General features: G+C 69.5%; 18 protein-coding genes and 1 riboswitch. Of the genes, 15 read left to right on the top strand and 3 right to left on the bottom strand.

Annotation, left to right across the window (positions count from 1 at the left end):
* Positions 1 to 154: 154 nt before the first annotated feature.
* The 5 genes from C8E99_RS11025 to rlmN all read left to right on the top strand — a co-directional run bounded on the left by C8E99_RS11025 (position 155) and on the right by rlmN (position 7,460).
* Entirely contained in the window at positions 155 to 1,561 is a 1,407-nt protein-coding gene (locus C8E99_RS11025; RefSeq protein ID WP_147301224.1) for a hypothetical protein, read from the top strand.
* Entirely contained in the window at positions 1,558 to 2,487 is a 930-nt protein-coding gene (locus C8E99_RS11020; RefSeq protein ID WP_245952266.1) for an oxygenase MpaB family protein, read from the top strand. The genes C8E99_RS11025 and C8E99_RS11020 overlap by 4 nt, the downstream gene beginning before the upstream one ends.
* Before the next feature lie 75 nt (positions 2,488 to 2,562).
* Positions 2,563 to 3,780, top strand: a complete 1,218-nt coding sequence (locus C8E99_RS11015; RefSeq protein WP_245952264.1) for an MFS transporter — start codon at positions 2,563 to 2,565, stop codon at positions 3,778 to 3,780.
* 240 nt (positions 3,781 to 4,020) lie between these two features.
* The gene (locus C8E99_RS11010; protein WP_115932327.1) at positions 4,021 to 5,844 is read left to right on the top strand and encodes an asparagine synthetase B family protein; all 1,824 of its coding nucleotides are present in this window, start codon (positions 4,021 to 4,023) and stop codon (positions 5,842 to 5,844) included.
* Positions 5,845 to 6,167: 323 nt separating this feature from the next.
* Complete coding sequence (gene rlmN / locus C8E99_RS11005) at positions 6,168 to 7,460, top strand: dual-specificity RNA methyltransferase RlmN (RefSeq protein WP_211309112.1); 1,293 nt, start codon at positions 6,168 to 6,170, stop codon at positions 7,458 to 7,460.
* Positions 7,461 to 7,542: 82 nt separating this feature from the next.
* On the opposite strand, the gene aroQ is transcribed toward rlmN, so the two are convergent.
* Both aroQ and C8E99_RS10995 read right to left on the bottom strand, forming a co-directional pair.
* The gene (gene aroQ / locus C8E99_RS11000; protein WP_115932325.1) at positions 7,543 to 7,983 is read right to left on the bottom strand and encodes a type II 3-dehydroquinate dehydratase; all 441 of its coding nucleotides are present in this window, start codon (positions 7,981 to 7,983) and stop codon (positions 7,543 to 7,545) included.
* 10 nt (positions 7,984 to 7,993) lie between these two features.
* On the bottom strand, positions 7,994 to 9,403 hold the full coding sequence (locus C8E99_RS10995) for an MFS transporter (RefSeq protein ID WP_115933419.1): 1,410 nt from the start codon (positions 9,401 to 9,403) through the stop codon (positions 7,994 to 7,996).
* Between the two features lie 295 nt (positions 9,404 to 9,698).
* Between C8E99_RS10995 and C8E99_RS10990 the strand changes: the two genes are divergently transcribed.
* The 5 genes from C8E99_RS10990 (at position 9,699) to C8E99_RS10970 (ending at position 16,358) form a co-directional block, all read left to right on the top strand.
* The gene (locus C8E99_RS10990) at positions 9,699 to 10,466 is read left to right on the top strand and encodes an IclR family transcriptional regulator (RefSeq protein WP_170144586.1); all 768 of its coding nucleotides are present in this window, start codon (positions 9,699 to 9,701) and stop codon (positions 10,464 to 10,466) included.
* Between the two features lie 216 nt (positions 10,467 to 10,682).
* Positions 10,683 to 11,531 carry a sugar phosphate isomerase/epimerase family protein gene (locus tag C8E99_RS10985; protein ID WP_115932323.1) on the top strand — a complete coding sequence of 283 codons (849 nt, stop codon included), beginning with the start codon at positions 10,683 to 10,685 and terminating at the stop codon, positions 11,529 to 11,531.
* A gap of 87 nt (positions 11,532 to 11,618) precedes the next feature.
* Positions 11,619 to 13,418, top strand: coding sequence for an FAD-dependent oxidoreductase (locus C8E99_RS10980; RefSeq protein ID WP_115932322.1), 1,800 nt, complete (start codon positions 11,619 to 11,621; stop codon positions 13,416 to 13,418).
* 53 nt (positions 13,419 to 13,471) lie between these two features.
* Positions 13,472 to 14,359: a shikimate dehydrogenase gene (locus C8E99_RS10975; RefSeq protein ID WP_115932321.1), complete on the top strand. Its 888-nt coding sequence runs from the start codon at positions 13,472 to 13,474 to the stop codon at positions 14,357 to 14,359.
* A 22-nt stretch (positions 14,360 to 14,381) separates the two neighbouring features.
* Complete coding sequence (locus C8E99_RS10970; RefSeq protein ID WP_342767570.1) at positions 14,382 to 16,358, top strand: sugar phosphate isomerase/epimerase and 4-hydroxyphenylpyruvate domain-containing protein; 1,977 nt, start codon at positions 14,382 to 14,384, stop codon at positions 16,356 to 16,358.
* Positions 16,359 to 16,523: 165 nt separating this feature from the next.
* Here C8E99_RS10970 and C8E99_RS10965 read toward each other — a convergent pair whose 3' ends face one another.
* Positions 16,524 to 18,047 carry a DHA2 family efflux MFS transporter permease subunit gene (locus C8E99_RS10965; RefSeq protein WP_115932320.1) on the bottom strand — a complete coding sequence of 508 codons (1,524 nt, stop codon included), beginning with the start codon at positions 18,045 to 18,047 and terminating at the stop codon, positions 16,524 to 16,526.
* A gap of 203 nt (positions 18,048 to 18,250) precedes the next feature.
* Between C8E99_RS10965 and C8E99_RS10960 the strand changes: the two genes are divergently transcribed.
* From C8E99_RS10960 to C8E99_RS10940, 5 genes are all read left to right on the top strand, one after another.
* Positions 18,251 to 18,616: a hypothetical protein gene (locus tag C8E99_RS10960; RefSeq protein ID WP_115932319.1), complete on the top strand. Its 366-nt coding sequence runs from the start codon at positions 18,251 to 18,253 to the stop codon at positions 18,614 to 18,616.
* 68 nt (positions 18,617 to 18,684) lie between these two features.
* Positions 18,685 to 18,779: riboswitch (SAM riboswitch) on the top strand.
* 103 nt (positions 18,780 to 18,882) lie between these two features.
* Positions 18,883 to 20,190 (top strand): acyl-CoA dehydrogenase family protein, encoded by a 1,308-nt coding sequence (locus tag C8E99_RS10955; protein WP_115932318.1) that lies wholly within the window; start codon positions 18,883 to 18,885, stop codon positions 20,188 to 20,190.
* A complete protein-coding gene (locus C8E99_RS10950) occupies positions 20,190 to 21,620 on the top strand; it encodes an MFS transporter (protein WP_115932317.1) in 1,431 nt (476 codons plus the stop codon). Before C8E99_RS10955 ends, C8E99_RS10950 begins: the two co-directional genes overlap by 1 nt.
* The gene (locus C8E99_RS10945; RefSeq protein ID WP_115932316.1) at positions 21,617 to 22,990 is read left to right on the top strand and encodes an LLM class flavin-dependent oxidoreductase; all 1,374 of its coding nucleotides are present in this window, start codon (positions 21,617 to 21,619) and stop codon (positions 22,988 to 22,990) included. The genes C8E99_RS10950 and C8E99_RS10945 overlap by 4 nt, the downstream gene beginning before the upstream one ends.
* 100 nt (positions 22,991 to 23,090) lie before the next feature.
* The gene (locus C8E99_RS10940; RefSeq protein WP_115932315.1) at positions 23,091 to 23,951 is read left to right on the top strand and encodes a siderophore-interacting protein; all 861 of its coding nucleotides are present in this window, start codon (positions 23,091 to 23,093) and stop codon (positions 23,949 to 23,951) included.
* The last annotated feature ends 1 nt before the right edge of the window (position 23,952 follow it).

Below are 23,952 nucleotides of genomic sequence, written 5' to 3'. Positions count from 1 at the left end.
GGTCCGCCTCCTTCGCAAAGTGAACAAAAGGTAAACGGAGTATGAATCAGCATAGTCCAGTCGGCATCAAAACGGTAGAAGGTCGTTCCGTGCGTCCGTCCATGAAGCGTCGGGCATTGGGCCCGGGTGAGCACCGCGTGCCACTATCGTCAACGTGACGGACTTCAGCGCAGCCCCAGCAACCGCCACCGGTCGGTCGTCGGTGACCAGGGTCCCGGAGGGCCATTCCCGCCCGCTCGACAGGCTCCTGTCGGTCCGCCGGCTCACCAGCCCCGTGGCCCGCGAGTCCCTGGCCATCTGGGTGGCCATCGCCGCCGGAGCCGCGGGAGCCACCGTCGGGCTGGTGGTGTTCTTTGGGCGCCGTGCACCCCTGTCCGGCGACTGGTCGGTGGGTACCGCGGCGGCGATCCTGACCGCCGTGGCCGCCGGACTCGCCTGCCTGGTGGGGCTGGCTCGCTCCACGCGCACCACCCACCAGTGGATGACGCAGCGGCACTGGGGCTGGATGGTGGCGGATGCCGTCGGGCTCGTGGTGGTCCACGGAGCGATCGCGGTGATGGCCTGCCTGGCCTTGTTCCGCCTGTTCCAGGAGGCCTTCACCGGTCTGACCGTGGACGGCATCGCCTCCACGGTCATGCTGACGCTCACCGGCACCGTGGCGGGCTACCTCGGGTTCAACTCCTCGGCGCGGATCTCCACCCGATCCCTGTCCACCCTGCTGGCGCTGTTCATGGCCTCTGGGATGATCGTCTCGATGCTCCTGGCGGAGAACCCGTTCTGGTGGCACGCCTTCTTCTCCGAACTCGGCACCGGGCAGGCCGGGATCCTCTCCTTCTGGACGTTCAACACCACCCTCACGGTCTCCGGGCTGGTGCTGACCACCCTGTCCTCCTTCATCACCCAGGACCTGTTCACCTGGGCGCGGGCCCGGGCTCGGCTGGGCATCCGCAAGGCGAGGATCGGCGTGCTGCGCTGGTCCCTGTTCGTCATCGGGCTCTGCATGATGGGCGCCGGGGTGGTCCCGATCAACTTCTCCGACCCCGTGCACTCCACGTTCATCCGCATCCTCGGCGTGGTGTTCATCGTGCTGCTGGCCAGCATCCAGATCTGGCTCCCCGGCTTCCCGCCCGCCGTCTACGTGGGCACGTACCTCATGCTCGGCCTGGGCATCATCGCCACCCTGCTGTGGTTCCCGCTGCGCTACTACAACCTGACCGGCTTCGAACTCGCCATGGGTGGGGTGATCTACGCCTGGCTCGTGGTCTTCATCCGCAACCTCGATGCCGTGCTCACCGAGGCCGGCATGGGCGACCGGGCCCGGGACGCGGCCGTCCAGGAGGCGGTGGATGCCGTGGATGCGGTTCAGGAGACTGACGAGGCTGCTCCGCCAGTGCCGGAGCGGCCCGCCGCCGCTGCGGTCCCGGTCTCCACCGCACCCTTCACGACGCCGGGCCGGCAGCCGGACGGTCGGCCCGCCTACCGTGGGTGGACGGTTGGTCCAGGCGGTCCAGGCGGTCCAGGCGGTCCAGGCAGACCAGGCGATCCCGGGGGACCGCGGTGACCGCCGCGGGCGACCGGCGAGGTCAGGGCAGGTCCAGCCGATACCGTGCGGCGCCGACCACCACGGAGGGCCTGGCCCGGGAGGCAGTGGTGCTGGCCGGTGCCGGGGCGGCCATCCTGCTGCAGGTATCCCACCCGTCCGTGGGTGCCGGGGTGGCACAACACTCCGACTTCGCTGCCGACCCGCTCAAGCGTCTGCGCCACACCCTGCAGTTCGTCTATGCCGCCGTGCTCCCGGAGGCGAGTGCCGCGAGAGAGCGGGTCGCCGGCTGGGTGGGCGCCGCGCACGGTCCGGTCCGCGGCACGGATGCCACTGGACGTTCATACTCCGCCGCTGATCCGCAAGCCCAGCTCTGGGTCACGGCCACCCTCTACTGGGCGGCTGAGCAGGCGCGGTGGCGGATCTGGGGCGAGTGGCCGGACGTGGTTACCGGCGGCCCTACAGGCCTTGCAGTTCCTGCAGATCCTGCAGTTCCTGCAGATCCTGCAGATCCTGCAGATCCTGCAGATCCTGCAGACCAAGCCGTGGCCAAAGCCGAGGCGGTCTATCGCGACTACGCCGTCCTGGGGACCCTGCTGGGCATGCCCGCCGACCTCTGGCCCGAGGACCGGGCGGCCTTCGCACGGTACTGGGACGCCGCCGTCGTGAACCTGGAGGTGACGGATGATGCCCGGGCGATCTGCCGAGACCTGTTCGCCGCTGAGGCGGCGCCGTGGTGGCTCCGGCGACTGATGCCGTTGGTGCGGTTCGTCTCGGCCGGCATGCTGCCCGTGCGGATCCGTCTCCAGCTCGGTCTCGACTGGGACGGTGCCGACTCCCGGCGGGAGGATGCACTGTGGGGCGTGCTCCGGGCGGTGTACCCGCGGCTTCCCCTGCGATGGCGTCAGCTGCCCGCGCGGCTGGTGGTGCGCACCCTTCGGGTCTGAACCGGTGGAGGGCCCCGACTGTGCCGGCTCGCGAGGCTTTGCCGTGAGGAGGCACCGCGCTGGCACAATGCTGGGATGACCACCTCACCAGCGTCCGGGCCGTCGAACCGCCCCGCGGCGGTCTCGTGGATATACCTGGCGGTCTGCGTGGTCTTGGTGTCCCTCAACCTGCGGACCCTGTTCTCGAGCATCTCGGCCATCCTCCCGGAGATCGTCGCCGCCACCGGCCTGCCGGCCTGGGGTGCCACCGTGCTGACGACCGTACCGACCACCCTGCTCGGGCTCTTCGCGCCGTTCGCGCCGGCCCTCGCCCGCCGCTTCGGCACCTGGCAGGTGCTGGCCGGTGCGCTGGTGCTGCTGACGCTCGGCCTGGTGCTGCGCTCGGTCCCCGTCCCCGACGGCGGCGCCATGCCCACCCTCCTGGCCGGCACCGTGGTCTCCGGGGCGGCGATCGCCCTGGCCAACGTGGTGCTGCCCAGCATCGTCAAACAGGACTTCTCCGAGCATCAGGGCCTGATGAGCGGGCTGTACACCACCGCGATCTGTGGTTCCGCGGCCCTCGGCGCCGGGCTGACCTTCCCCGTCTACGAGGCGGTGGGGGACTGGAACCTGGCCTTGGGCGTCTGGTCCGTGCCCGTGGCGGTGGCCGCTGCCCTGCTCATCCCCGTGATCCTGCGGCACCGTTCCTCCGCCCGGGTCTCCACCTCGACCACGGGGCGCAGCCCGTTGACCTCACCGGTCGCGTGGCACATCACCGCCATGATGGTCTGCCAGGCCATGACCTCCTTCACCTGCTTCGCCTGGCTCGCCCCGATCCTGCGGGAACGGGGGATCGACGGCGGCCCAGCCGGGGGGATCGTGGCCTTCTCCATCGTCCTGCAGATGGCCGGATCGCTCCTGGGCCCGGTCTGGGCGACGCGGTTGCGCTCGCAGTCGTGGCTGAACGTGGCCGCCGCCGTGCTCACCGGCGGCGGTTTCATCCTGGCCATCCACGGCCCGTTGTCCGGGATCTGGTGGTGGACCGGCATCCTCGGCGTCGGCCAGGGTGCGCTGACCGCGTTGGCCCTGACCATGATCACGTTGCGCAGCACCACGCCCCACATGGCGATCCGGGTCTCCGGCATGATGCAGGGTCTGGGGTATGGCCTGGGCTCGGCCGGGACCTTCATCACCGGCCAGATCTTCGCCACCACGGGGTCCTTCGGGCCAGCAGCCTGGCTGTTCGCCGCCTCCGGGCTCGGTGCCGCGACCTTCGGCTGGCTGGCGGGCCGGGACCGGACGATCGCGGACTGAGCGGCGGCCTTGCCGCCTGACTGACTGACGGGGGCAGAGTGGGGCTGACCGGCGGGCCGGCTGACCGGCGGGCCGACTGGGCCTGCCCCCGCGTTGCGCACCCTGCTAGGCGGATCATCGTCGATATCCTTCTGGGTGACCCACAGGCGAGTCCGGCCTGCGGCGCCTGTGCAGGGGGTCGCCTGCGGAATTCCCGGAGCCGTCTTGAAGCGGGCGCCGGGTGAAGGGAAGCCACGCCACGTGACCGTCCTCCTGAATATCGTGCCGCGCGGCAAGGCGGACAAGGGCGGCCTCCGGGCCGTCTGCGCCGCCGCCGTCGAGTCCTACACGCCTTTCCTGGGCCCCCGCTACGGCCAGGAGCCCGTGATCCACCGTGCCCTGTCCTCCGGTGCAGTGCTGATCGAGTGGCCGGCCACGGCGGCGCGCCACACCCGCCGCAGAGGCACTCGGTGGGCCTCGGCGACGTTCCCCGGCGTCGGTGACGAGCTGCTGCGTTCGTCCGGGCTCTTCGGCCAACCGATGGAGATGCGCACCCCCGTGGGGGGCAGCTACATGGCCATCTCCGGAAACCGGCAGGAGATCTTCGCCTGGAACACGGTTCCGGCCCTCGAGGCCGTGCACTACGGCGAAGACGCCGACTACTTCTATGTTTCCAACCGCCCCCTGGCCATCGCCCTGGCCATGGCCCGAGGTGACGTCGACGCGATCGAGACCAGCGACGACTACCTGGCCGAGGCGCTCAACTTCGGCTTCTCGATGTCCGGCCAGACCCCCTTCGCCGGCGTGACGACCATCCCCACGCGGAGCGCGGTGAAGATCTCCGGGGGACGGCTGGAGGTGGTGGACGGGCCCGCAAGGCCCCCGGCCGGGATCGTCCAGACGGAGGACCCGTTCAGCCCGGGTGTGGCCGAACTCGAGGCGGCGCTGAACAGCTCCACCGACCGTCTCCTGGCCGCCTTGCCCGAGAAGACCATCCAGCTGCGTCTGAGCGGCGGCAAAGACAGCCGCCTGCTGCTGGGGCTCTTGCGGAACCGGGGCGTGCAGGACCTCCATGCGGTCACTCAGGGCGATGAGAACAGCGAGGAGGTGATGGTCGCGGCGCAGCTGGCCGAGATGACCGGCATCCAGCACTCCGTGGTTCGGCCGGCCCTGAGCGTTCCCAGTAGCGTCATCGACTCCTTCACGCAGTCCCTCCGGGATGGCCAGGGGTATTTCCTGTCCGAGGCCATCGGCGCCCCCTATGCCTTCGCTGACCCCTTCGTGGTCGGGGAAGGCTATGCCTCTGGGCAGTGGCCCACGTTCAAGGGCCTCTATCAGCGCAAGAAGAGCATCGTGCAGGAGGACCTGGACCGCGAGTGGGCGGCGCACAACGCCCAGATCCTGACACCGGAACTCAACGAGAAGACGGCGCAGGCCTTGCTGGACTGGGCGGAGTCCATGCCCGGCAGCACCCCGGCGGACATCCTCTACGCCTACGGCAGGGACATCCGCGCCAGCCGATACATGCAGGCCAGCACCGTGGTGGTGGACGCGTACTCCCAGGTGTTCTTCCCCTTCGCGGACTCCGAGGTCACCGCCGTCTCGGATGCCCTGTCTCCCTACCTTCGCTTCTCCCATGTCGCGATGTTCATGGTGATGCGCCGGGTGTGGAACGAGTCGCTGGCCGTCCCCTTCGCCCGCGGCGGCCGGTTCCGGTTCGAGCGGGACGGGCCCTCCGAGAAGCTCAGCGGTCCGGACTTCGCGCAGCGCACGGCCACCCCCGAACCCTGGCCGGTCACCGTGCTGGGCGCCGAGCGGATGGCGGAGGTCCCGGACCGGATGCTGCTCGATGAGCCCCTGACGGCCAGTGCCCGCTATCTGCTGGACTGCGCCGGCTGGCCGCGCCTGGAGCAGATCCTGAACCCCGGCTTCGTGGCCCTGATCCGCAAGCTGGCCGCCATGGAGACGGAGCATGAGGCGCTGATGTTCCTGCGGTCGAAGATGCGCAGGATCCATACCCAGGTCAATCTCTCGCGCGCGATCCTGGCCGACCGGTGGCTGTCTCGGGAGTGGCTGCGTCCCTAGGATCGCTTCGTCAGTCTCCTGTCCACCGATTGGACACTCATGGGAGAATGGCGGGGATGGCTGAGACTTCTCGTCCCCGCGGAGGGGACCACGGTACGGACCGCACTGACCGGACCCCGGCGCGCCGGAAGGCGCCCCAGGCCCGGCACACGGCTGTCCCCGCCGCCGATCCCACGGATGCCCACCTGGAGCATGCGCGGGACGGCAAGCTCAAGCTGAACCGCCCGAAGCGTGGACTGATCGACGAGACCGAGGCCCAGCAGATCGCCGAGGACCGTGCCCGGCTGCAGCAGCAGGGAATCGGCGGGCCGCTGGACGGGCGGATGCTCTCCAACCCGGCCGCCACGGACGGAGACCGGCCCCAGGTCCGTCCCCAGGCCGAGGGCTGGAAGCAGCAGACCACCGATGACGGCCGGCCGCTGCTGCAGTTCAAGCAGCCTCGCGTGGCGCAGCCCAAGACCCACCTGGCGGACCTGACGCTCGCCGAGCGCCAGGCCAAGGTGGCCGAACTGGGGTTGCCGACGTTCCGCGCCAAGCAGCTCTCCAACCACTATTTCAACCATTTCACCTCGGACCCGGACCGGATGACGGACCTGCCGAAGAGCGCCCGCGAGATGCTCGTGGCGGAGATGTTGCCGCCGTTGCTGACCGAGGTCCGTCGGCTCACCACGGACAACGGGGACACCATCAAGTTCCTCTGGCGCCTGTTCGACGGCGCCCTCGTGGAGTCCGTGCTCATGCGCTACCCGGGACGGGTGACCCTGTGCGTGTCCAGCCAGGCTGGCTGCGGCATGAACTGCCCCTTCTGTGCCACGGGCCAGAACGGGCTGACCCGCAACATGTCCACGGCCGAGATCGTGGAGCAGGTGGTCCGCGCCAATGAGGTCATCGCCGAGGGGGCCCTGGGCGGGCTGCGCAAGGACGGCGGCCACAATGCCGAGCGCGTCACCAACATCGTGTTCATGGGCATGGGCGAGCCGCTGGCCAACTACAAGCGGGTCATCGCCTCGTTGCGCCGCATGGTGGATCCGGCCCCCGCCGGCCTGGGCATGTCCGCCCGCCACATCACCGTCTCCACGGTGGGTCTGGTGCCGGCCATCAACAGGCTGGCCGAGGAGGGCATCCCGGTCACCTTCGCCCTGTCCCTGCACGCCCCGGACGACGAGCTGCGGGACGAGCTCATCCCCGTGAACTCGCGGTGGAAGGCGGATGAGGCGATCGACGCGGCGTACAACTACTTCGTCAAGACCGGCCGGCGGGTGTCCATCGAGTACGCGCTGATCAAGGACATGAACGACCATGCCTGGCGCGCTGACCTGCTGGGCAAGAAGCTCAACGCCCGCGGGCGCGGCTGGGTGCACGTGAACCCGATCCCGCTGAACCCGACGCCGGGCTCGATCTGGACCTCATCAGAACCGGATGTCACCGACGAGTTCATCAACCGCCTCGAGGCCGCCGGCATCCCCACCACGCTGCGGGACACCCGGGGCAAGGAGATCGACGGCGCCTGCGGCCAGCTGGCTGCCGAGGGGGACGAGGAGGCGGACGGAGCCGTGACCGAGGCCGACGGCCGCACCGGCTCAGGGGCCTCCGCCTCGATCGACATCCGCGGCTAGTACCCGGGGGCGACGCCGGACGGAGACGTCCGCTGGACGCCGGCCGGCCGGCGTCGGGCCCGTGGTTTTCTCCTGTGGGGCCTTAGGCGCGGACCAGCCGCGCGAGGTGCTGGACGGCCAGTTGATAGCCGTGCACCCCGGCTCCGGCGATGACCGCGTTGGCCACCTTGGAGACGTAGGAGTGATGGCGGAACTCCTCGCGCTGGTGGATGTTGGTGACGTGCACCTCCACCAGCGGCAGCTCGGCGGCCAGCAACGCGTCCATGATGGCCACGGACGTGGTGGTGTAGCCGGCGGGATTCAGGATGATTCCGCACGCCTCCGCCCGGGCCTCCTGGATCCAGTCTACGAGGGTGCCCTCGTGGTTGGACTGGCGGAAGTCCACCGTCAGACCCTGCTCGGTGGCGGCCTCCTCACAGAGGAGCTGCACATCGGCCAGGGTGGTGGTGCCGTATTTGTCCGGCTCGCGTTGGCCCAACAGGTTCAGGTTGGGGCCGTTCAGCACGAAGAGGGGCTTGGTCATGGTCACGACCTTATCGCCCGGAACGCGGATTCGAGCCGTGGTGCAGCCCGGCCTCGGTCTCTGCGTCAGACACCGGGTTGCCGAGCTCGCGCAATGGCGTCTTGTAGGTCTCCCGGGTGGTCAACGCCACGAGGGTCGCCAGGATGGTGGCGCCGGTGACGATCCAGGCGGCCGGGCCCCAGTTCGCATAGTTGTCCCCCACCAGGGCGGTGGCGATCATCGGGGTGAAGCCGGAGACCAGGATGCCCACCTGGAGGCCCACGGCGACGCCGGAGTAGCGCACCTTGACGTTGAACAGCTCGGAGAACCAGGCCGGGTAGACCGCGTTGGACATGGCGTAGGTGACGCCCAGGATGATGGTGGAGGTGACGAAGATCAGCGCGATGTTCGCGGTGGCGATCGCGTTGAAGTACACCCAGATCATCACGGCGGTGGTGGCCGTGCCGGCGATGAAGGTCGGCTTGCGGCCGATCTTGTCCGAGAGGTAGGCGGCCGCCGGAGTGGTGAAGATGGCCACGATGTTGCCGACGATGGTCACCCACAGCATGGTGGAGGAGTCGATGCCCACGGACGTGGCGTAGGAGAGGCCGAAGGCCTGCATCAGGGTGTTGGTCACGACCTGCAGGGACAGGATGGAGATCTGCACGAACTGCACCGGGTGGGTCTTGAGCATGACCAGGAAGGGGGCCTTCTCCTGCTCGCCGGCGTCCTTGGTCTCCTGGAAGTCCTCGGGTTCGGCGAGCTGCCGGCGCACGAACCAGGCGACGGCGAGCACGAGGATGGACGCCAGGAACGGCAGGCGCCAGCCCCAGCTGAGGCGGTCGGCCTCGTCCATGGCGGTGATCGGCAGGAAGGCCAGGGAGGCCAGCACGATGCCGGCGGCGATGCCGGAGATGGAGAACGACGGGAAGAACCCGCGCAGGCCCACCGGCGCCTCCTCAGTGCTCAGCGCAGACGCGCCGGCGATCTCGGCACCGGCGGACAGGCCCTGGGCCAACCGCAGCACCACGAGCAGGATCGGGGCCCAGAGGCCGATCTGCTGGTACGTGGGCAGCACGCCGATGAGGAAGGTCGCCACACCCATCAACAGCAACGTGGCCAGCAGGATGGACTTCCGGCCGACCCGGTCGCCCAAGTGGCCGAAGAAGAGGGCGCCGAACGGACGGGCCACGTAGGCCACGCCCAGGGTGCCGAACGAGGCCACCATGGTCAGGGCGTCACTGCCCGTGTCCGGGAAGAAGATGTAGGGGAAGACCAGTGAGGCGGCCGTGGCATAGACGAAGAAGTCGTAGTACTCGAGGGCGCCGCCGAGGAAGGCGGACCAGCCGGCCCGCTTGGCGCGGGTCATCCGGTACTGCTGCTGTTCCGGCGTCAGGGTCTCCAGCGCGCCGCTGGTGTCCTGCTGGATGGTGGTGCTCATGTGTTCTCCCAGGGGGACGTGGTCGTGGCCGGCCTCGGTTCCGGGGCCGCCTCCGCGAGTTCTGCTCGCGGGGCGGTCGAACCACCGGAAGGAGGAGGTGGCCGGTGACACTCGTTGCTGTGAACGCGGTCACGGTGCTTCAGAGAAGCTTTCCTTCCGGGCCTGAGCCTGACAAAACACGGCCCATTGAATGGGCTAGGCTCGCTTCCGTGCCCAGGTGTCGACGTGGGTGTTGACGTGGGTGTCGAGGAGGGCGTGCTGATGTGTACGCCAGTCCCGACGAGAGGACGTGGCGGTGGCCAATTCGAGGTCCGGTGAATCGGTTGTGTCCAGGGTGGCGCGCCTGTTGCAGTGCTTCGACGCCGACCACGGTGAGCTCTCGGCCGCCGAGTTGGCCGAGCGGGCCGGGCTGTCCACGTCCACCACCCACCGGCTGGCCTCGGCCATGGCGGAGGACGGTCTGCTCTTCCGCACGGGCCGCGGCCGCTTTCGGATCGGCCTGGCCCTGTGGGAGGCGGGCCAGCGTGGCACCCGGTTTCAGGCCTTCTCCCAGTTGGCCCTGCCGTTCATGGAGGCCATCCATGTCACGCTGAAGCAGAATGTCAGCCTTTCCATCCTGGATGAGTCGACGGCGGAGATCGTCTACCTGGAGCGGCTCACCCACCGCGGGGCCCAGGAGGACCTGACCAAGGTGGCCCTGCGCCAGCCGGCCCTCTCCGTCTCAGCCGGGCTGGCCATGCTGGCCTTCTCGCCGGCATCGGTGCAGGAGCGAATCCTGTCCATGCCCTGGGACCCCAGCGCGCTGCAGTCGGGTGTCACCGAGGGGCATATGAGACGCCGGCTCGCCCAGGCCAGGGTGGACGGGTACGTCCATCTTCCCGGGGTGCTGGTGGGGTCGCTGGCCGGCCTCGCGGCGCCGATCCTGGACGCGCACCGGCAGGTACTGGGTGCCCTCGCCATCGTGCAGACCATGGCGGACGTCAACCTCAAGGTGCAGGTTCCCGTGCTGCTCTCGGCCACCCGCGGGCTCTCGGGGATGGTCGGGAATCTGCCTCGCGACTGAGGTGGCGGAGGGGTTCGACGCCGGGACGCCGGTTCGCGCTCGAGGGTGAATCCTGGGTGCGAGTCGCCGCCGGTGTGACCCGCTTCACCACATATCCTGTTCAATGGGATGAATGATGACCTGCAGGGTGTGAAGCGGGTTACATGAGGGGCGACGCGGGTCGACTGCGTTCCACCCCGCACCATCCCTCGCTCGTCAGAAAGTGGGTCATCCCCGATGCCAGCAGCCAACGGACGCCTGATCGGCCTGGCACCTCTGTCACTGCTCTCGGTGTCGCCGCCCGACCTCGTGCAGCACGCGGCCGCGGCCGGATTTGATTTCGTGGGCGTCCGCGTACGTCCGGTGACTGCGGCCGAGAAACCCTACGACATGCAACCGGGGTCCCCGCTGCTGGCCGAGACGCTGGCGCGGATGGCCGAGACGGGAGTGGGGGTCAAGGACATCGAGTTCCTGCTGCTGGACGGCACGGACCAGCGGGACGCCTGGCTGCGGATGTTCGAGGCCGGTCAGGCACTCGGTGCCGAGTCGTTGACCGTGGCGTGCGGAGATCCGGACCTCTCACGGGCCCGGGACACCCTGGCACAGATGGCCGAAGACGGGCGCGCCTTCGGGATCAGTCCCGCGCTGGAGCCCATCAGCTATCAGACCGTCGCCTCGATCCCGATGGCAGACGAGTTCGCCGTGCACGCCGGGTGCGACATCTTGGTGGACACCCTGCACGTGGGCCGGTTCGGGGGAACCGCGGAGGAACTCTCCGCAGCCGCCTGCCGAGCACCTCTCGTGCAGCTCTGTGATGCCCCGGCCGAGCGGCCTGCCAGCCGCGAGGGCCTCGTGGAGGAGTCCCGGTCCGCTCGCCTGGTCCCCGGCGAGGGCGGCCTGGAGCTGACCGGAGTCCTGGACGCACTGGAATCCGGGCTGGCGCAGACACCGCGGGCCGGCACCCAGCTGCCCGTCTCGCTGGAGGTCCCGAACGACGCCGCCGTCGAGCGCCTGGGAGCCCAGGGCTGGGCGGACCAACTGAAGTCCGCCGCCCTCGTCCTCCTCGGCGAGCGCGCGATGCGCTGACCGCCCCGCCGGCCGCCGTCCCGCATGGCACGCGGCCGTTGATACCGACCGCCAGAAATCCGCAGCAAGAGAAGTGAGATCGCTCCCATGCCCCAGACCGCAACCCCCTACCTCCTGTCCGAGGAAGAGGCCCTCACGCTGGACGTCCCGGTGGAGGACGTCGACGTCCTGGTCGCCGGTTCCGGCGCCGGAGGACTGGCCGCGGCCGTGACGGCGGCGTATCACGGCCTGTCCGTGATGGTGGCTGAGAAGGCACCGGTCTGCGGAGGCGCCACGAGCTGGTCCGGCGGCTGGGCCTGGACGCCCGGGACCGCCCTGGCCCGGGCCGAGGGTGTGGACGAGGACCGCGAGCAGTTCCGCGACTACCTGCGGGCTGTGCTCGGCGAGCGCTACACCGAGGCCGCCGGGGAGAAGATCGACTCCTTCCTCGAGGCCGTGCCCCACATGGTCGGGTTCTTCCACACCAAGACCTTCATGCGCTTCGTCACCGGTGCCAAGATCAACGACATCTACGGAGACCTCCCTGGTGCGGGCACCGGCAACCGTTCCGTGGGCCCGGCCCCCGTGCACGCCAAGGAGTTCGGACCGGCGCTGCTGCAGAAGATGCGCCGCCAGTACTACCCCACCTCCTTCTTCGGCATGGGCATCATGGCCGGCCAAGACCTCTCCACCTTCCTCAAGGCCTCCAAGCTCAAGCCGGAGGGTTGGGTCCACTCGGTCAAGCGCGTGGTCCCGCACATGCTGGACATGGTCACCCGGGGCCGGTCCATGCACTTGGTCAACGGCACGGCGCTGACCGGCCGGCTGATGAAGTCCGCTGACGATCTCGGGGTGGACATCCGGATCAACTCCCCGGTCCAGGGCCTCGTCCGGTCTGCGGACGGCCGCATCACCGGCGCCATCATCGGCTCTCCCGACGGCGGCCGGTACGTCCGCGCGCAGCGCGGCGTCGTCCTGGCGACCGGAGGATTCCCGCAGGACGTGGGCCGGCGTCGGGAGGTGTTCCCCCGGACCCCGACGGGCAACGAACACTGGACGCTGGCCCCCGAGGAGACCACCGGGGACGGCCTGGACCTGGCGCTGGCCGCCGGCGGCGTGTTCGACGCGGACATGAAGGCACCGGCCGCCTGGTGCCCCGTCTCCCTGGTGCCCTACCCGGGCAACCGGCACGGGGTGTTTCCGCACATCATGGACCGTGCCAAGCCCGGATCCATCGGCGTGCGCCGGGACGGCCGACGCTTCGTCAACGAGGCCAACGGCTACTACGACTATGTGGACGGGATGCTCGCGGCCACGCCGGAGGGCGAACCGGTGGAGTCCTGGCAGATCGCCGACTCCACCGCCATCCGGCGCTATTCGTTGGGCTTCGCCAAGCCGATCCCGATGCCGCTGACCCCGTACCTGAAGACCGGATACCTCGTGAAGGGGGAGACGCTCCAGGAGCTGGCCGAGAAGTGCGGGATCGATCCGGAGGGGCTGGCCCGAACGGTGGCAGAGTTCAACGCGAACGCCCGGCGCGGTGAGGATCCGGAGTTCTCCCGCGGCGCCACCGCGTTCAACCGGTACGGCGGAGACCCGGAGGTGGGTCCCAACCCATCCCTGGCCCCGCTCGAGAAGGGCCCGTTCTATGCGGTCCACGTCCGCCCCGGATCCTTCGGCACCTTCGCCGGGATTGCGGCGGACGCCAAGGCACGGGTGGTGGACGCCAGTGGTGCGCCCATCGAGGGGCTGTACACGGCGGGCAACGACCACGCCTCGATCATGCGCGGCTTCTACCCAGCCGGCGGCATCAACCTCGGCCCCGCCCTGACCTTCGGTTACCTGGCCGGGCGTGATTTGGCCGGCGCCACGGTCTACGAGGACGACGGTACGCAGGCCCCGGCCTGACGGGGATACCGTTAAGGGCGGCCACCGGGAATGAACACGAAGAAGGAGTACGCATGAGCACCGTCGGGGAATCGTATCTGGTCGGATTGATCGGGGACGGGATCACGACGTCGCTGACCCCGCCCATGCATGAGAAGGAGGGCCGCGAGCACGGGCTCCTCTACCTCTACCGTCCGGTGGACGTGGCGGCCCTGGGCTTCGAGGGCCAGGCGGCGCATGACGAGGCGCCGCAGCTGATGGAGTACGGCCGGCGGCTGGGCTTCAACGCGTTCAACGTCACCCACCCGTTCAAGCAGACCATCATGGAGCACCTGGATGAGGTGGACGAGGATGCCCGCAACCTCGGAGCGGTGAACACCGTGGTGTTCGAGGACGGCCGCTCCGTGGGTCACAACACCGACTACTCCGGCTACATCACCGGGTTGAAGAACACCCTGGCGGATCCTGACCTGGGCTCCGTGGTCCAGCTCGGCGCCGGCGGGGCCGGCTCGGCCGTGGCTTACGCACTCCTGCGCGCCGGGGCGGGGCAACTCACCCTGATCGACCTCGACCTCGAGCGGGCCACCGCCCGCGCCGCCGACCTGCAGGAGCAGTTCCCCGACCAGCGGGTCACGGCCCGCCCGCATGCCGAGCTGCAGGACGCCCTGGCCACCGCCACCGGCTTCGCCCACTGCACCCCCGTGGGGATGCACACCCATCCCGGCATCCCGGTGGACGCGGCGTGGCTGCGCCCGGAGCTGTGGGTCTCGGACGTGGTGTACCTGCCGGTGGAGACCGAACTGGTGGTGGCGGCCCGCGCGGCCGGCTGCCAGGTGGTGGACGGCGGGACGATGGCCGTGGGCCAGGCCCTGGACGCCTTCGGCCTGATGACCGGGCTCAGCGCCGATCCGGAACGGGTGCGGGCCCACTTCCTCGAGCTCGTCGCCGCGAAGCAGGGCTGAGAACCGACGTAGGGTTAATGGCATGAGCCAGAGTGCCCCCGCCGTCAACGCCAACGCCAACGCCGTGAACGCAGAGCCCACCCGCATGTCCCGCACGTCGATCGCCACCGTCTGCCTGGCTGGCACGTTCGAGGAGAAGATGCGCGCCGCCGCGGAGGCCGGTTTCGACGGGATCGAAGTGTTCGAGCCGGACCTGGTGGCCTCGCCGTTGTCCCCGGAGCAGGTCCGCGACCTCGCCGCGGAACTCGGGCTGACCCTGGACCTCTACCAGCCGTTCCGGGACCTGGAAGGGGTGGAGGAGAGCGTTTTCCAGGACAACCTGCGCCGGCTCGAGGGCAAGTTCCAACTCATGCAGCGACTCGGCGTGGACCTGATCCTGCTGTGCTCCAACGTCGGCACCGCCACGAGCTGGGAGGACGAGGTCGCGGTGGACCAGCTCCGCCGCGCTGCTGACCTCGCCGCCGGTTACCAGATCCGCATCGCCTACGAGGCATTGGCCTGGGGCCGGTTCGTGAACACCTACGAGCACGCCTGGTCCCTGGTGGAACAGGCCGACCGGCCCAACCTCGGCGTCTGCCTGGACTCGTTCCACATCCTTTCCCGCCGCGGCGACGTCAGCGGCTTCCGGGCGATCCCGGGGGAGAAGGTGTTCTTCGTGCAGATGGCGGATGCGCCGATCATGCTCATGGACGTGTTGTCCTGGTCTCGCCATCACCGCAACTTTCCGGGCGAGGGCGGCTTCGACCTGGTCACCTTCATGCGGGAGCTCTACGCGACCGGCTATACGGGGCCGATCTCCCTGGAGGTCTTCTCGGACATCTACCGCCAGACAGAGTCCGTGCGCACCGCCCGGGAGGCCATGCGTTCCCTGCAGTGGCTCGACGACGCCCAGGCGGGGGAGGCGCCCACCCACCCCACCGGCTGGGACTTCGCCGAGGTCCGCGCCGCCGAGCCCGCGGACCTGGCCGAGGTGCTGACGCAGCTGGGCTTCGAGGATCACGGACGCCACCGCACCAAGGACGTCCACCTCTTCTCGGCCGGCCACGCCCGCGTGGTCACCAACGACCGCACCGAGGCGCCGCTGGAACATGCCGGCGGTTCCGTCATCGCCTCGATCGGCCTGCAGGTGCCGGATCCCCGGACCACCGCGGATCACGCCCGTGCCCTGCACTACCCCAAGGCCTGGCGGGCCAACCGGGCGGACGAGATGGTGCTGCGCGGGGTGCAGGCCCCGGACGGCACCGAGGTCTTCCTCGCGCCCACCTCGGCCGCCGCACCCCAGTGGGTGGCCGAATACGGGCGGAACGACGGCGGCCGGGTCGCCGGCGCCGCAGCGCCCCGTGACGCTGGGGCCGGGACGGAACCGGCCGGCGTCGTGGCCGGGGACGGGCTGATCCTCGGGATCGACCATGTCAACCTGGCCCAGCCCTGGCAATGGTTCGAGGAGGGTGTGCTGTTCTACCGCTCGCTGTTCGGGCTCGAGGCTCAGGTCAGCAATGACGTCCCCTCCCCGCAGGGCCTGGTGCGCTCCGAGGTGATGCGCACCCCGGACGGCGCCGTCCGGGTGCCTTTGAACCTCATCCCGCACGGCCTGGACCCGGGACGGTCCTCCACCACCCGCACGGTCACCGGCCAGATCGACCACGACGAGCTCCGGCTGAAGGCCGCCTACCCGCAGCACGTGGCGTTCCTGGCCTCGGATGCCGTTGAGGTGGCGCGCCGCGCCCGTGCCCGGGGATTGCGCATGCTGCCCGTCCCCTCGAACTACTACGAGGACCTGGCCGCGCGCTTCGCCCTGGACGAGGCCTTCCTCGCCGAGTTGCGGGAGAACGACGTGATGTATGACCGGGACGAGGGCGGGGAGTTCCTGCACTTCTACACCCGCACCGTGGGCACCGTGTTCTTCGAGGTGGTCGAGCGCCGGGACGGCTACGAGGGCTACGGCGCCGGTTCCGCACCGGTCCGGCTGGCCGCCCAGTACGACCTGGACCGCCAGTAACCCGTCCCCCCGTCTCCCCGTCCTGCCCTTCGCCCCGCTTTCAGTCGACTTCGGGTGGGTCGTGGCACCCAACACCCACTCCACGTCGACTGAAAACGCCCCGCTCCGCCCCGGATTCGGGGTAGAGCGGGGCGTTTTCGACCGGCGGATGAACGGACCGGTGGGTCAGTGGACGGGGGTGTTCTCCGGGGCCGGTGCCGGCGCCGGGGAGTGGGCGACGGCGTCAGGCTCCTCATCGGCCGGGACGGACTTCACGAAGAAGGACCCGGCGAAGGCCACGAGCGAGATGACCGCGCCCCAGACCATGGCATTGTGGATGCCGGACATGGTGGCCTCGACCATGTCTGCACCCTCGGCGGTGCTGCTGAGAGTGGTCGTGGTCATGACGGTGATGAACACGGCGGTGCCGGCGGCACCTGCCACCTGTTGCAGGGTGGACAGGATGGCCGAACCGTGCGAGTACAGGCGGCGGGGCAGGGAGCCGAGTGCCGCCGTCATCAGTGGCGCGAACATGAAGGACAGGCCCGCGTTGAGCAGCATGTGCCAGGCGATGACGGTCCCCTGGCCGCTGTCCGCGGTCAGGGTGGTCATCCCCCACAGGGCGGTGGCGACGATGGCGGTCCCGGGGATCACCAGCGGGCGGGCGCCGACGCGGTCGAACAACCGGCCGACGAAGAGCCCCATCACGCCCATGAGCAGGCCGCCGGGCAGCAGGGTCAGCCCGGTGTGCATGGCATCGAGACCCAAGACCGTCTGCAGGTAGATCGGCAACGTGATGAGGGTACCGAACATGCCCATCATGCCGATGCACATCATCACCAGGGCCATCGTGAACGTGGAGGTGCCGAAAGCCCGAACGTCTAGCAGCGCGTGGTCACGCAGGCCAAGCTGGCGCCAGGCGAACACGGCCAGGGAGAGGGCGCCCACAGTGAGCGGGATCCAGGGGGTGATCAGCGCGCTGCCCTCGGCGGCGGAACCGATGCTGCTCAGGCCGAAGACCAGCCCGGCGAAGCCGAGCGCGGCCAACACCACGGAGAGCACGTCCAGCGGCAGGCGCCGGGTCTCCGTGACATTGCTGATCATCGTGGCACCCAGGACGAGGGCGATCGCGGCGATCGGGAGCATGATCCAGAACATCCAGCGCCAGTTGAGTGCATCCAGGATGACACCGCCCAGGGTGGGGCCGATGGCCGGGGCCACGGCGATGACGATGGAGATGACGCCCATGGTCCGGCCGCGGCGGTTCGAGGGGACCACGTTCAGCACCGTGGTCATCAGCAGCGGCATCATGATGGCCGTGCCGATCGCCTGGACCACGCGGCCCAGGACCAGCGCGAAGAAGGTCGGCGCGACGGCGGCCAGCAAGGTGCCGACCAAGAAGCTGGACATCGCGATGATGAACACGGTGCGCAGGGGAAGGCGGGTCAGCAGGTAACCGGTGATGGGGATGACCACAGCCATGGTCAGCATGAACGCAGTGGTGATCCACTGGGCCGTGGAGGCGCCGATGGCGAACTCGGTCATCAGGTTCGGTAGCGCCACAGACATGACGGTCTCATTGAGGATCACCACGAAGGCCGCGACGACGAGCAGCGAGATGACGCGGCTGGCTCCCGGGGGAAGGCTGGAAGTCGCGGTCGGCAGTGCAGCGCCGGCGGGGGTGGTCTGGGGTTTCTCGGTAGCCGGCATGGTCTACGGCGTTCCTCTCTTCACAAAGCAATGAGGAGCCGGTGGGCTCCTCATGCGACAACGTCGGGGCCTCTGGGCCCTTGACAGGGAACCACCCCTAGTCTGCCGTTATTCCCCTGTGGACGCTCCATCCGATCCTGCGCCGTGCGCGAGGCGTTCGTCACGCCGTCGTGGAAGGAGTGCCCAGTGCTACCGTCTGCTGCATGGCGCTTCCCGAGGACTGGATCGAGCACCGTCGCGAGGACGGTGAGCCCGTCGGGTGGATCGTGCCCGACGGCGTCGGGTTCCGTCCCCGGGACATCCTCGGCCGCCCGGTGGGCGAGGCACCGGTCGAGTGGCTGGACGCGGAGGAGGCCCTCGACGCGCGGGGCCTCGGCTTCCTCGCGGAGCGTCACCGATTGCGGTTGGCCGATGGGGCCGAGCGCCCCGTGCGCATCAGTCAGGCCGGCACTCACGGGATCGTGGTGGTCGCCGACGAGTTCGAGGCCGCCTCCGCCGTGGGAGCCCAGGCAGAGGTGTTCCACCTGCCGTTTCCCGCGCCAGCGGAGTTGCTCCTCAATGAGGGCTGATGTCTTGTGTGAAGCGACGTGACGCCAGACACAGCACAGGGGTGCCGATGTCCGTTAATGTGGGTGGGTAACCATCCAGAGCGGCCGAGAGACCTGGCTCGTCGACGCCGCAGCAACCCGTGGGGATTCCCCGGCCGGGTGCTACCGCCAGGACCGATGGAGATCCCACGGCTCAAGCGGTTCCCTGAACGATGCCGCTTCGAATGACCCGGCACGGTCTGGTCCTCGCCACGGGAATCCTTCGGTGAGACCGAAAGGACCACCGAATGACCGCGACACCCCGCACCATCGCCGCCGTCCGGCCCGGCGCGAACCTCAGCGACGGCCTGCCCACGGACTACGCTGGCCTCAAGAGGCACTTCCAGCCGCACTTCGAGGACATCGCGGCGGGGTCCCTGGCCCGGGAGCTGAACCGCGAACTGCCCTTCGACGCCGTCCGGAGCCTGGACGAGGCCGGGTTCGGGACCCTGCGGGTCCCGGTGATCCACGGCGGTCCGGAGGTCAGCCTCCAGGATTTCTTTCACCTGCTGATCGACCTGGCCGAGGCCGACTCCAACGTGGCCCACATCTACCGCTCCCACTACGGCTTCCTCGAGGCCCTGCGCTTCCAGCCGCGGGACATCCAGGACGCCTGGTACCCGCTGGTCCTGGCCGGCGCCACGGTGGGCAACGCCTCCACGGAGAAGGGTGGCAATGCGCTGGGCGGTCTGAACACCACGCTGACCCCGACTTCCGACGGGATGGAGCTCAACGGGCAGAAGTTCTACGCCACCGCCTCTATCTTCTCCGACTACACCCGCGTCTCGGCCGCCCGTGCCGACGCCGACGGCGCGCTGCTCGACGGCCGGCAGTTCGCCGTGGTGGCCACCGACGCCGAGGGGGTCGTCCTGGAGGACGACTGGGATGGCTTCGGCCAGAAGCTCACGGGCACCGGCACGGCGACCTTCACGAAGGTCACGGTGCCCGCCCACAGCGTGCTCGATCGGGTACCCGGGTCTGCCGAGGCCGTCCACGAGGCCGCCTTCTTCCAGCTCGTGCTGCTGGCGGTCCTGGCCGGGATCGCCCGTGCCTCCCGGCGGGATGCCGTCGCGACCATCGCCTCTCGCAAGCGCACCTTCAACACTGGGTCCGGCCTGCCGTTCCGTGAGGATCCGTTGATCCAGGAGGCCGCCGGCCGCATCGCCGGGAAGGCCTTCACCGCCGAGGCCACGGTGCTCCACGCCGCCCGCGCGCTGGATGCCGGCATCGCCGCCGCCGAGGCCGCAGGAGCCGACCGTCCGGACTTCACCGGTGACGTGCCCGCCGAGCTCTACGGTTCCGAGCTGGCCATCGAACACGCCACCATCACGGTGCCGGAGCTGGGCATCGGAGCCGCCCAGGACCTGTTCCTCACCGTGGGCGCCTCCGCCACCTCCACGAAGAAGGCCCTGGACCGCCATTGGCGCAACGCCCAGACCGTGGCCACGCACAACCCCATCGCCTTCCGGGCCCGGTCCCTGGGGGACTACTGGATCAACGGGACCCTGCCCGAGGGGCTCAACGCGATCGGCGATGCGAAGGGCGGCCAGGGCTGATGGCGTCCACGAACATCCTCTCCGGCAAGAAGCGGGTCCTGGCCTCCGCCTTCGCCGGCACCACCATCGAGTGGTACGACTTCTACCTCTACGGCACGGCAGCGGCGCTGATCTTCAACGTCCAGTTCTTCCCGATGGCCACCGAACTGGGCGGGATCGTCGCCTCCTTCGCGACCCTCGCCGTTGGGGTGATCGCCCGACCGCTGGGCGGGATCATCGCCGGGCACCTGGGGGACCGGATCGGCCGCAAGGCGCTGTTGGTCGCGTCCCTGGTGCTGATGGGGGTGGCCTCCACCCTGATCGGGCTGATGCCCACCTTCGAAGTCATCGGCTGGTGGGCCGTCGTCGGGCTGGTGATCCTGCGGATCCTCCAGGGCCTGTCCGCCGGGGCCGAATGGGGCGGTTCGGCGCTGCTGAGCGTGGAGCATGCGCCGGCACGGCACCGCGGTTTCTTCGGATCCTTTACTCAGATCGGCTCCTCCGCCGGCATGCTGCTGGCCACCGGCGCGTTCTTCATCATGCAGAACATCATGAGCGCCGAGCAGTTCGCCGCCTTCGGCTGGCGCATCCCGTTCCTGCTCTCCGCGCTGCTGGTGGCCGTCGGCCTGTGGATCCGGCTCGGCGTGGCCGATGCCCCGGAGTTCCTGGAGCACCAGGCCTCGGGCAATGTGGCCAAGGCACCCCTGAAGGAGCTACTGGTCCACCACCGGCGGCCACTGCTGGTCACCATCGGCCTGCGGTTGGCCCAGAACGCCATCTATTACCTCGTCACCGTGTACATGCTGACCTACCTGAGGGACGTGCGAGAGGACAGCTCCTCCGGCGTGACCGCGGTGATGGTGGCCTCGGCCATCGGCCTGTTCTCCACGCCGTTCTGGGGCTGGCTGTCCGACCGGATCGGCCGCCGGATCATGTCCGCGGCCGCCTATGCCGCCATCGGGGTCTTTGGCTGGGTCCTCTTCGCCTTCCTCGACGCCGGCCCCCTCGCCTTCCTGCCCCTCGTGGTGATCCTGGGCATCAACGTCATCCATGACGCGATCTACGGGCCGCAGGCGGCGTGGTTCGCCGAGCAGTTCCCCGTCCACGTCCGGTACTCGGGCGTGAGCCTGGGCTACCAGGTCGGCACCGTCCTGGGCGGCGGGCTGATGCCGATGATCGCTGCCCTACTGTTCGCCGCCGGCGGGGAAGCTCCATGGTTGATCGCCGGCTACCTGACGGTGCTGTCCGTCATCTCTGTCGCCGCCGCGCTGGCGGCGAAGGATCCGGCCAGCCAGCAACGCGGCACGGAGCTCACGGACCTGCACGCCGTCCCGGTGCTGGGCGATCCCGCACTGTCCTCCGAGCAACTCGCCGCAGCCGGCACCACAGCAGGCGCTGCAACTGACCCCGATCGTCCCGCCGAGAATACGTCTGAAAGGACGACTGTATGACCCGCCCCCTCCTCCTGAACGCCTTCGACATGATGGTCCCGGTGCACCAGTCCCCGGGCCTCTGGAGGCACCCGGAGTCCGGGGTTTCCGGGTTCGACACCCTGGAGTACTGGACGGGGCTGGCCCGCACCCTGGAGCGGGGCGGGTTCGCCTCCCTCTTCCTGGCGGACATCCCCGGCGTGTATGACGTCTACCGGGACTCCACCGACGCCACGCTGCGGGGCGGCGTGCAGGTTCCCCTGCTGGACCCGCTCGTGGTGGTGCCCGCCATGGCCGCCGTGACCGAGCGCCTCGGTTACGGGATCACCGCCTCCGTCACCTACGAGGCGCCGTACCTGCTCGCCCGCACCTTCGCGACCCTGGACCACCTGACCCGCGGCCGCATCGCCTGGAACGTGGTGACCTCCTACCAGGACTCGGCGGCCCGGAACCTCGGCATGGACCAGCAGATCCCGCATGACGAGCGCTACGACCGCGCGGACGAGTACCTGGAGGTGATGTACAAGCTCTTCGAAGGATCCTTCGAGGAGGGGGCCGTGGTGGCCGACCGGGAACGCGGCGTCTTCGTGGATCCGGAGAAGGTCCACCCCGTGGGCCACCGGGGCACGTTCTTCTCCGTGCCGGACCAGGCCCTGACCCATCCCGGCCCCCAGGGCACCCCCTTCCTGTTCCAGGCAGGGGCCTCGAAGCGCGGTCAGGACTTCGCCCTGGACCACGCCGAGGCCATCTTCCTGATCGGCAACACCACCTCCCTTGTCCGCCAGTGGGTGGACGGCATCCGCGCCGGACTGGCCGAGCGCGGGCGCACGCGGGACGCCATCCGGATCTTCACCATGGCCACCGTGGTGGTCGCGGACACGGACGAGGAGGCCCAAGCCCGGCTCGAGGGCTACCGGGAGTTCGTGGACATCGATGGCGCCCTGGCCCTGTTCGGCGGATGGACCGGGGTGGACCTGGACGGCTCGGATCCGGACGCCCCGCTGGAGTACATCAAGACCGAGGCGAACCAGTCGGCGCTCGCGGCCTTCACCAAGCTGTCGCCAGACCGGACCTGGACGGTGCGGGACCTCGCCGAGTTCATCGCCATCGGCGGCCGCGGACCGGTGATCGCCGGCTCTCCGCAGACCGTGGTCGACGAGCTGATCCGCTGGCAGGAGGCCACGGACGTGGACGGCTTCAACATCTCGGCGGCCGTCCGCCCCGCGGACCTCGAGCGGTTCTCAGACCTGGTGTCTCCCGAGCTGCGGCGGCGCGGACTGCTGCCGGAAGAACCGGCCGAGGGGGCCGGCGTCGGGACCCTCCGCGAGGTGATCCTGGGCGCCGGCCCGCGCCTGGCGGACGACCACCGCGGTGCCGCCTTCCGGCGCTGAGGACCGCCCGGATTCCGCCCGCCGGGTAACCGCAGGGGGTGCCGGCGTGAAATGACGTACGGTCGAACTGAATGCGTCAGCGACTCCGAAAGAGGACTCCATGTCTACGTCCCCCTCCGTGCGCGGTGGTGCCCGTCCTCCGCGCCAGCCCAAGCCGCCGGTCCTGCTCGAGGTGGTCGCCACCGAGCGGATCAGCGCGCACCTGGTGCGCCTGACGCTGGGCGGGCCGGGGTTCGCGGACTACCAGGACAAGGACGCCACGGACAAGTACATCAAGCTGATGTTCGCGGATCCGGCGCTGGGCCTGACGATGCCCTATGACATGGAGAATCTCCGCGAGACCCTGCCCCCGGAGAAGATGCCCGTGCGCCGCACCTACACGGTGCGGTCCGTGGACCATCGCGCGGGCACCCTCACCGTCGACTTCGTGGTGCACGGAGACGAGGGCCTCGCCGGCCCCTGGGCGGCCAACGCCAGGATCGGCGACCCCGTCACCTTCGGGGGCCCCGGCGGGATGTACCTCCCGGACCCGGCGGCCGACTGGCACCTGCTGGCCGGGGACGAGTCAGCCGTTCCCGCCATCTCCTCCGCGCTGGAGGCCATGCCCTCGGACGCCGTCGGCCTCGCCATCATCGAGGCCACCGGGCCGGAGGACGAGGTCGCCCTGACCGCCCCAGAGGGCATCGAGGTCACCTGGCTGCACCGCGGCGGCATCTTCACGCCGGAGTCCACCAAACTGGCCCACGCGGTCATCGAGGCGCCCTGGCGCGAGGGCGACGTCCAGGTGTTCGCCCACGGCGAGCGGGAGATGGTGAAGGATCTGCGCCGATATCTCGCGGACGTCCGCGGAGTGGACCGCCGGCGGATGTCCCTGTCCGCCTACTGGGCCTACGGCCGCGCCGAAGAGGCCTTCCAGGCTGAGAAGAGCGAGCCGATCGGTCAGATCTTCCCCGACGCATAGC

Origin of the sequence: Citricoccus muralis, assembly GCF_003386075.1 — a bacterium.
Taxonomy (GTDB): Bacteria; Actinomycetota; Actinomycetes; order Actinomycetales; family Micrococcaceae; genus Citricoccus; species Citricoccus muralis.
The sequence above is the reverse complement of the archived record's forward strand: the minus strand, read 5'-3'. Positions and strand labels throughout refer to the sequence as shown.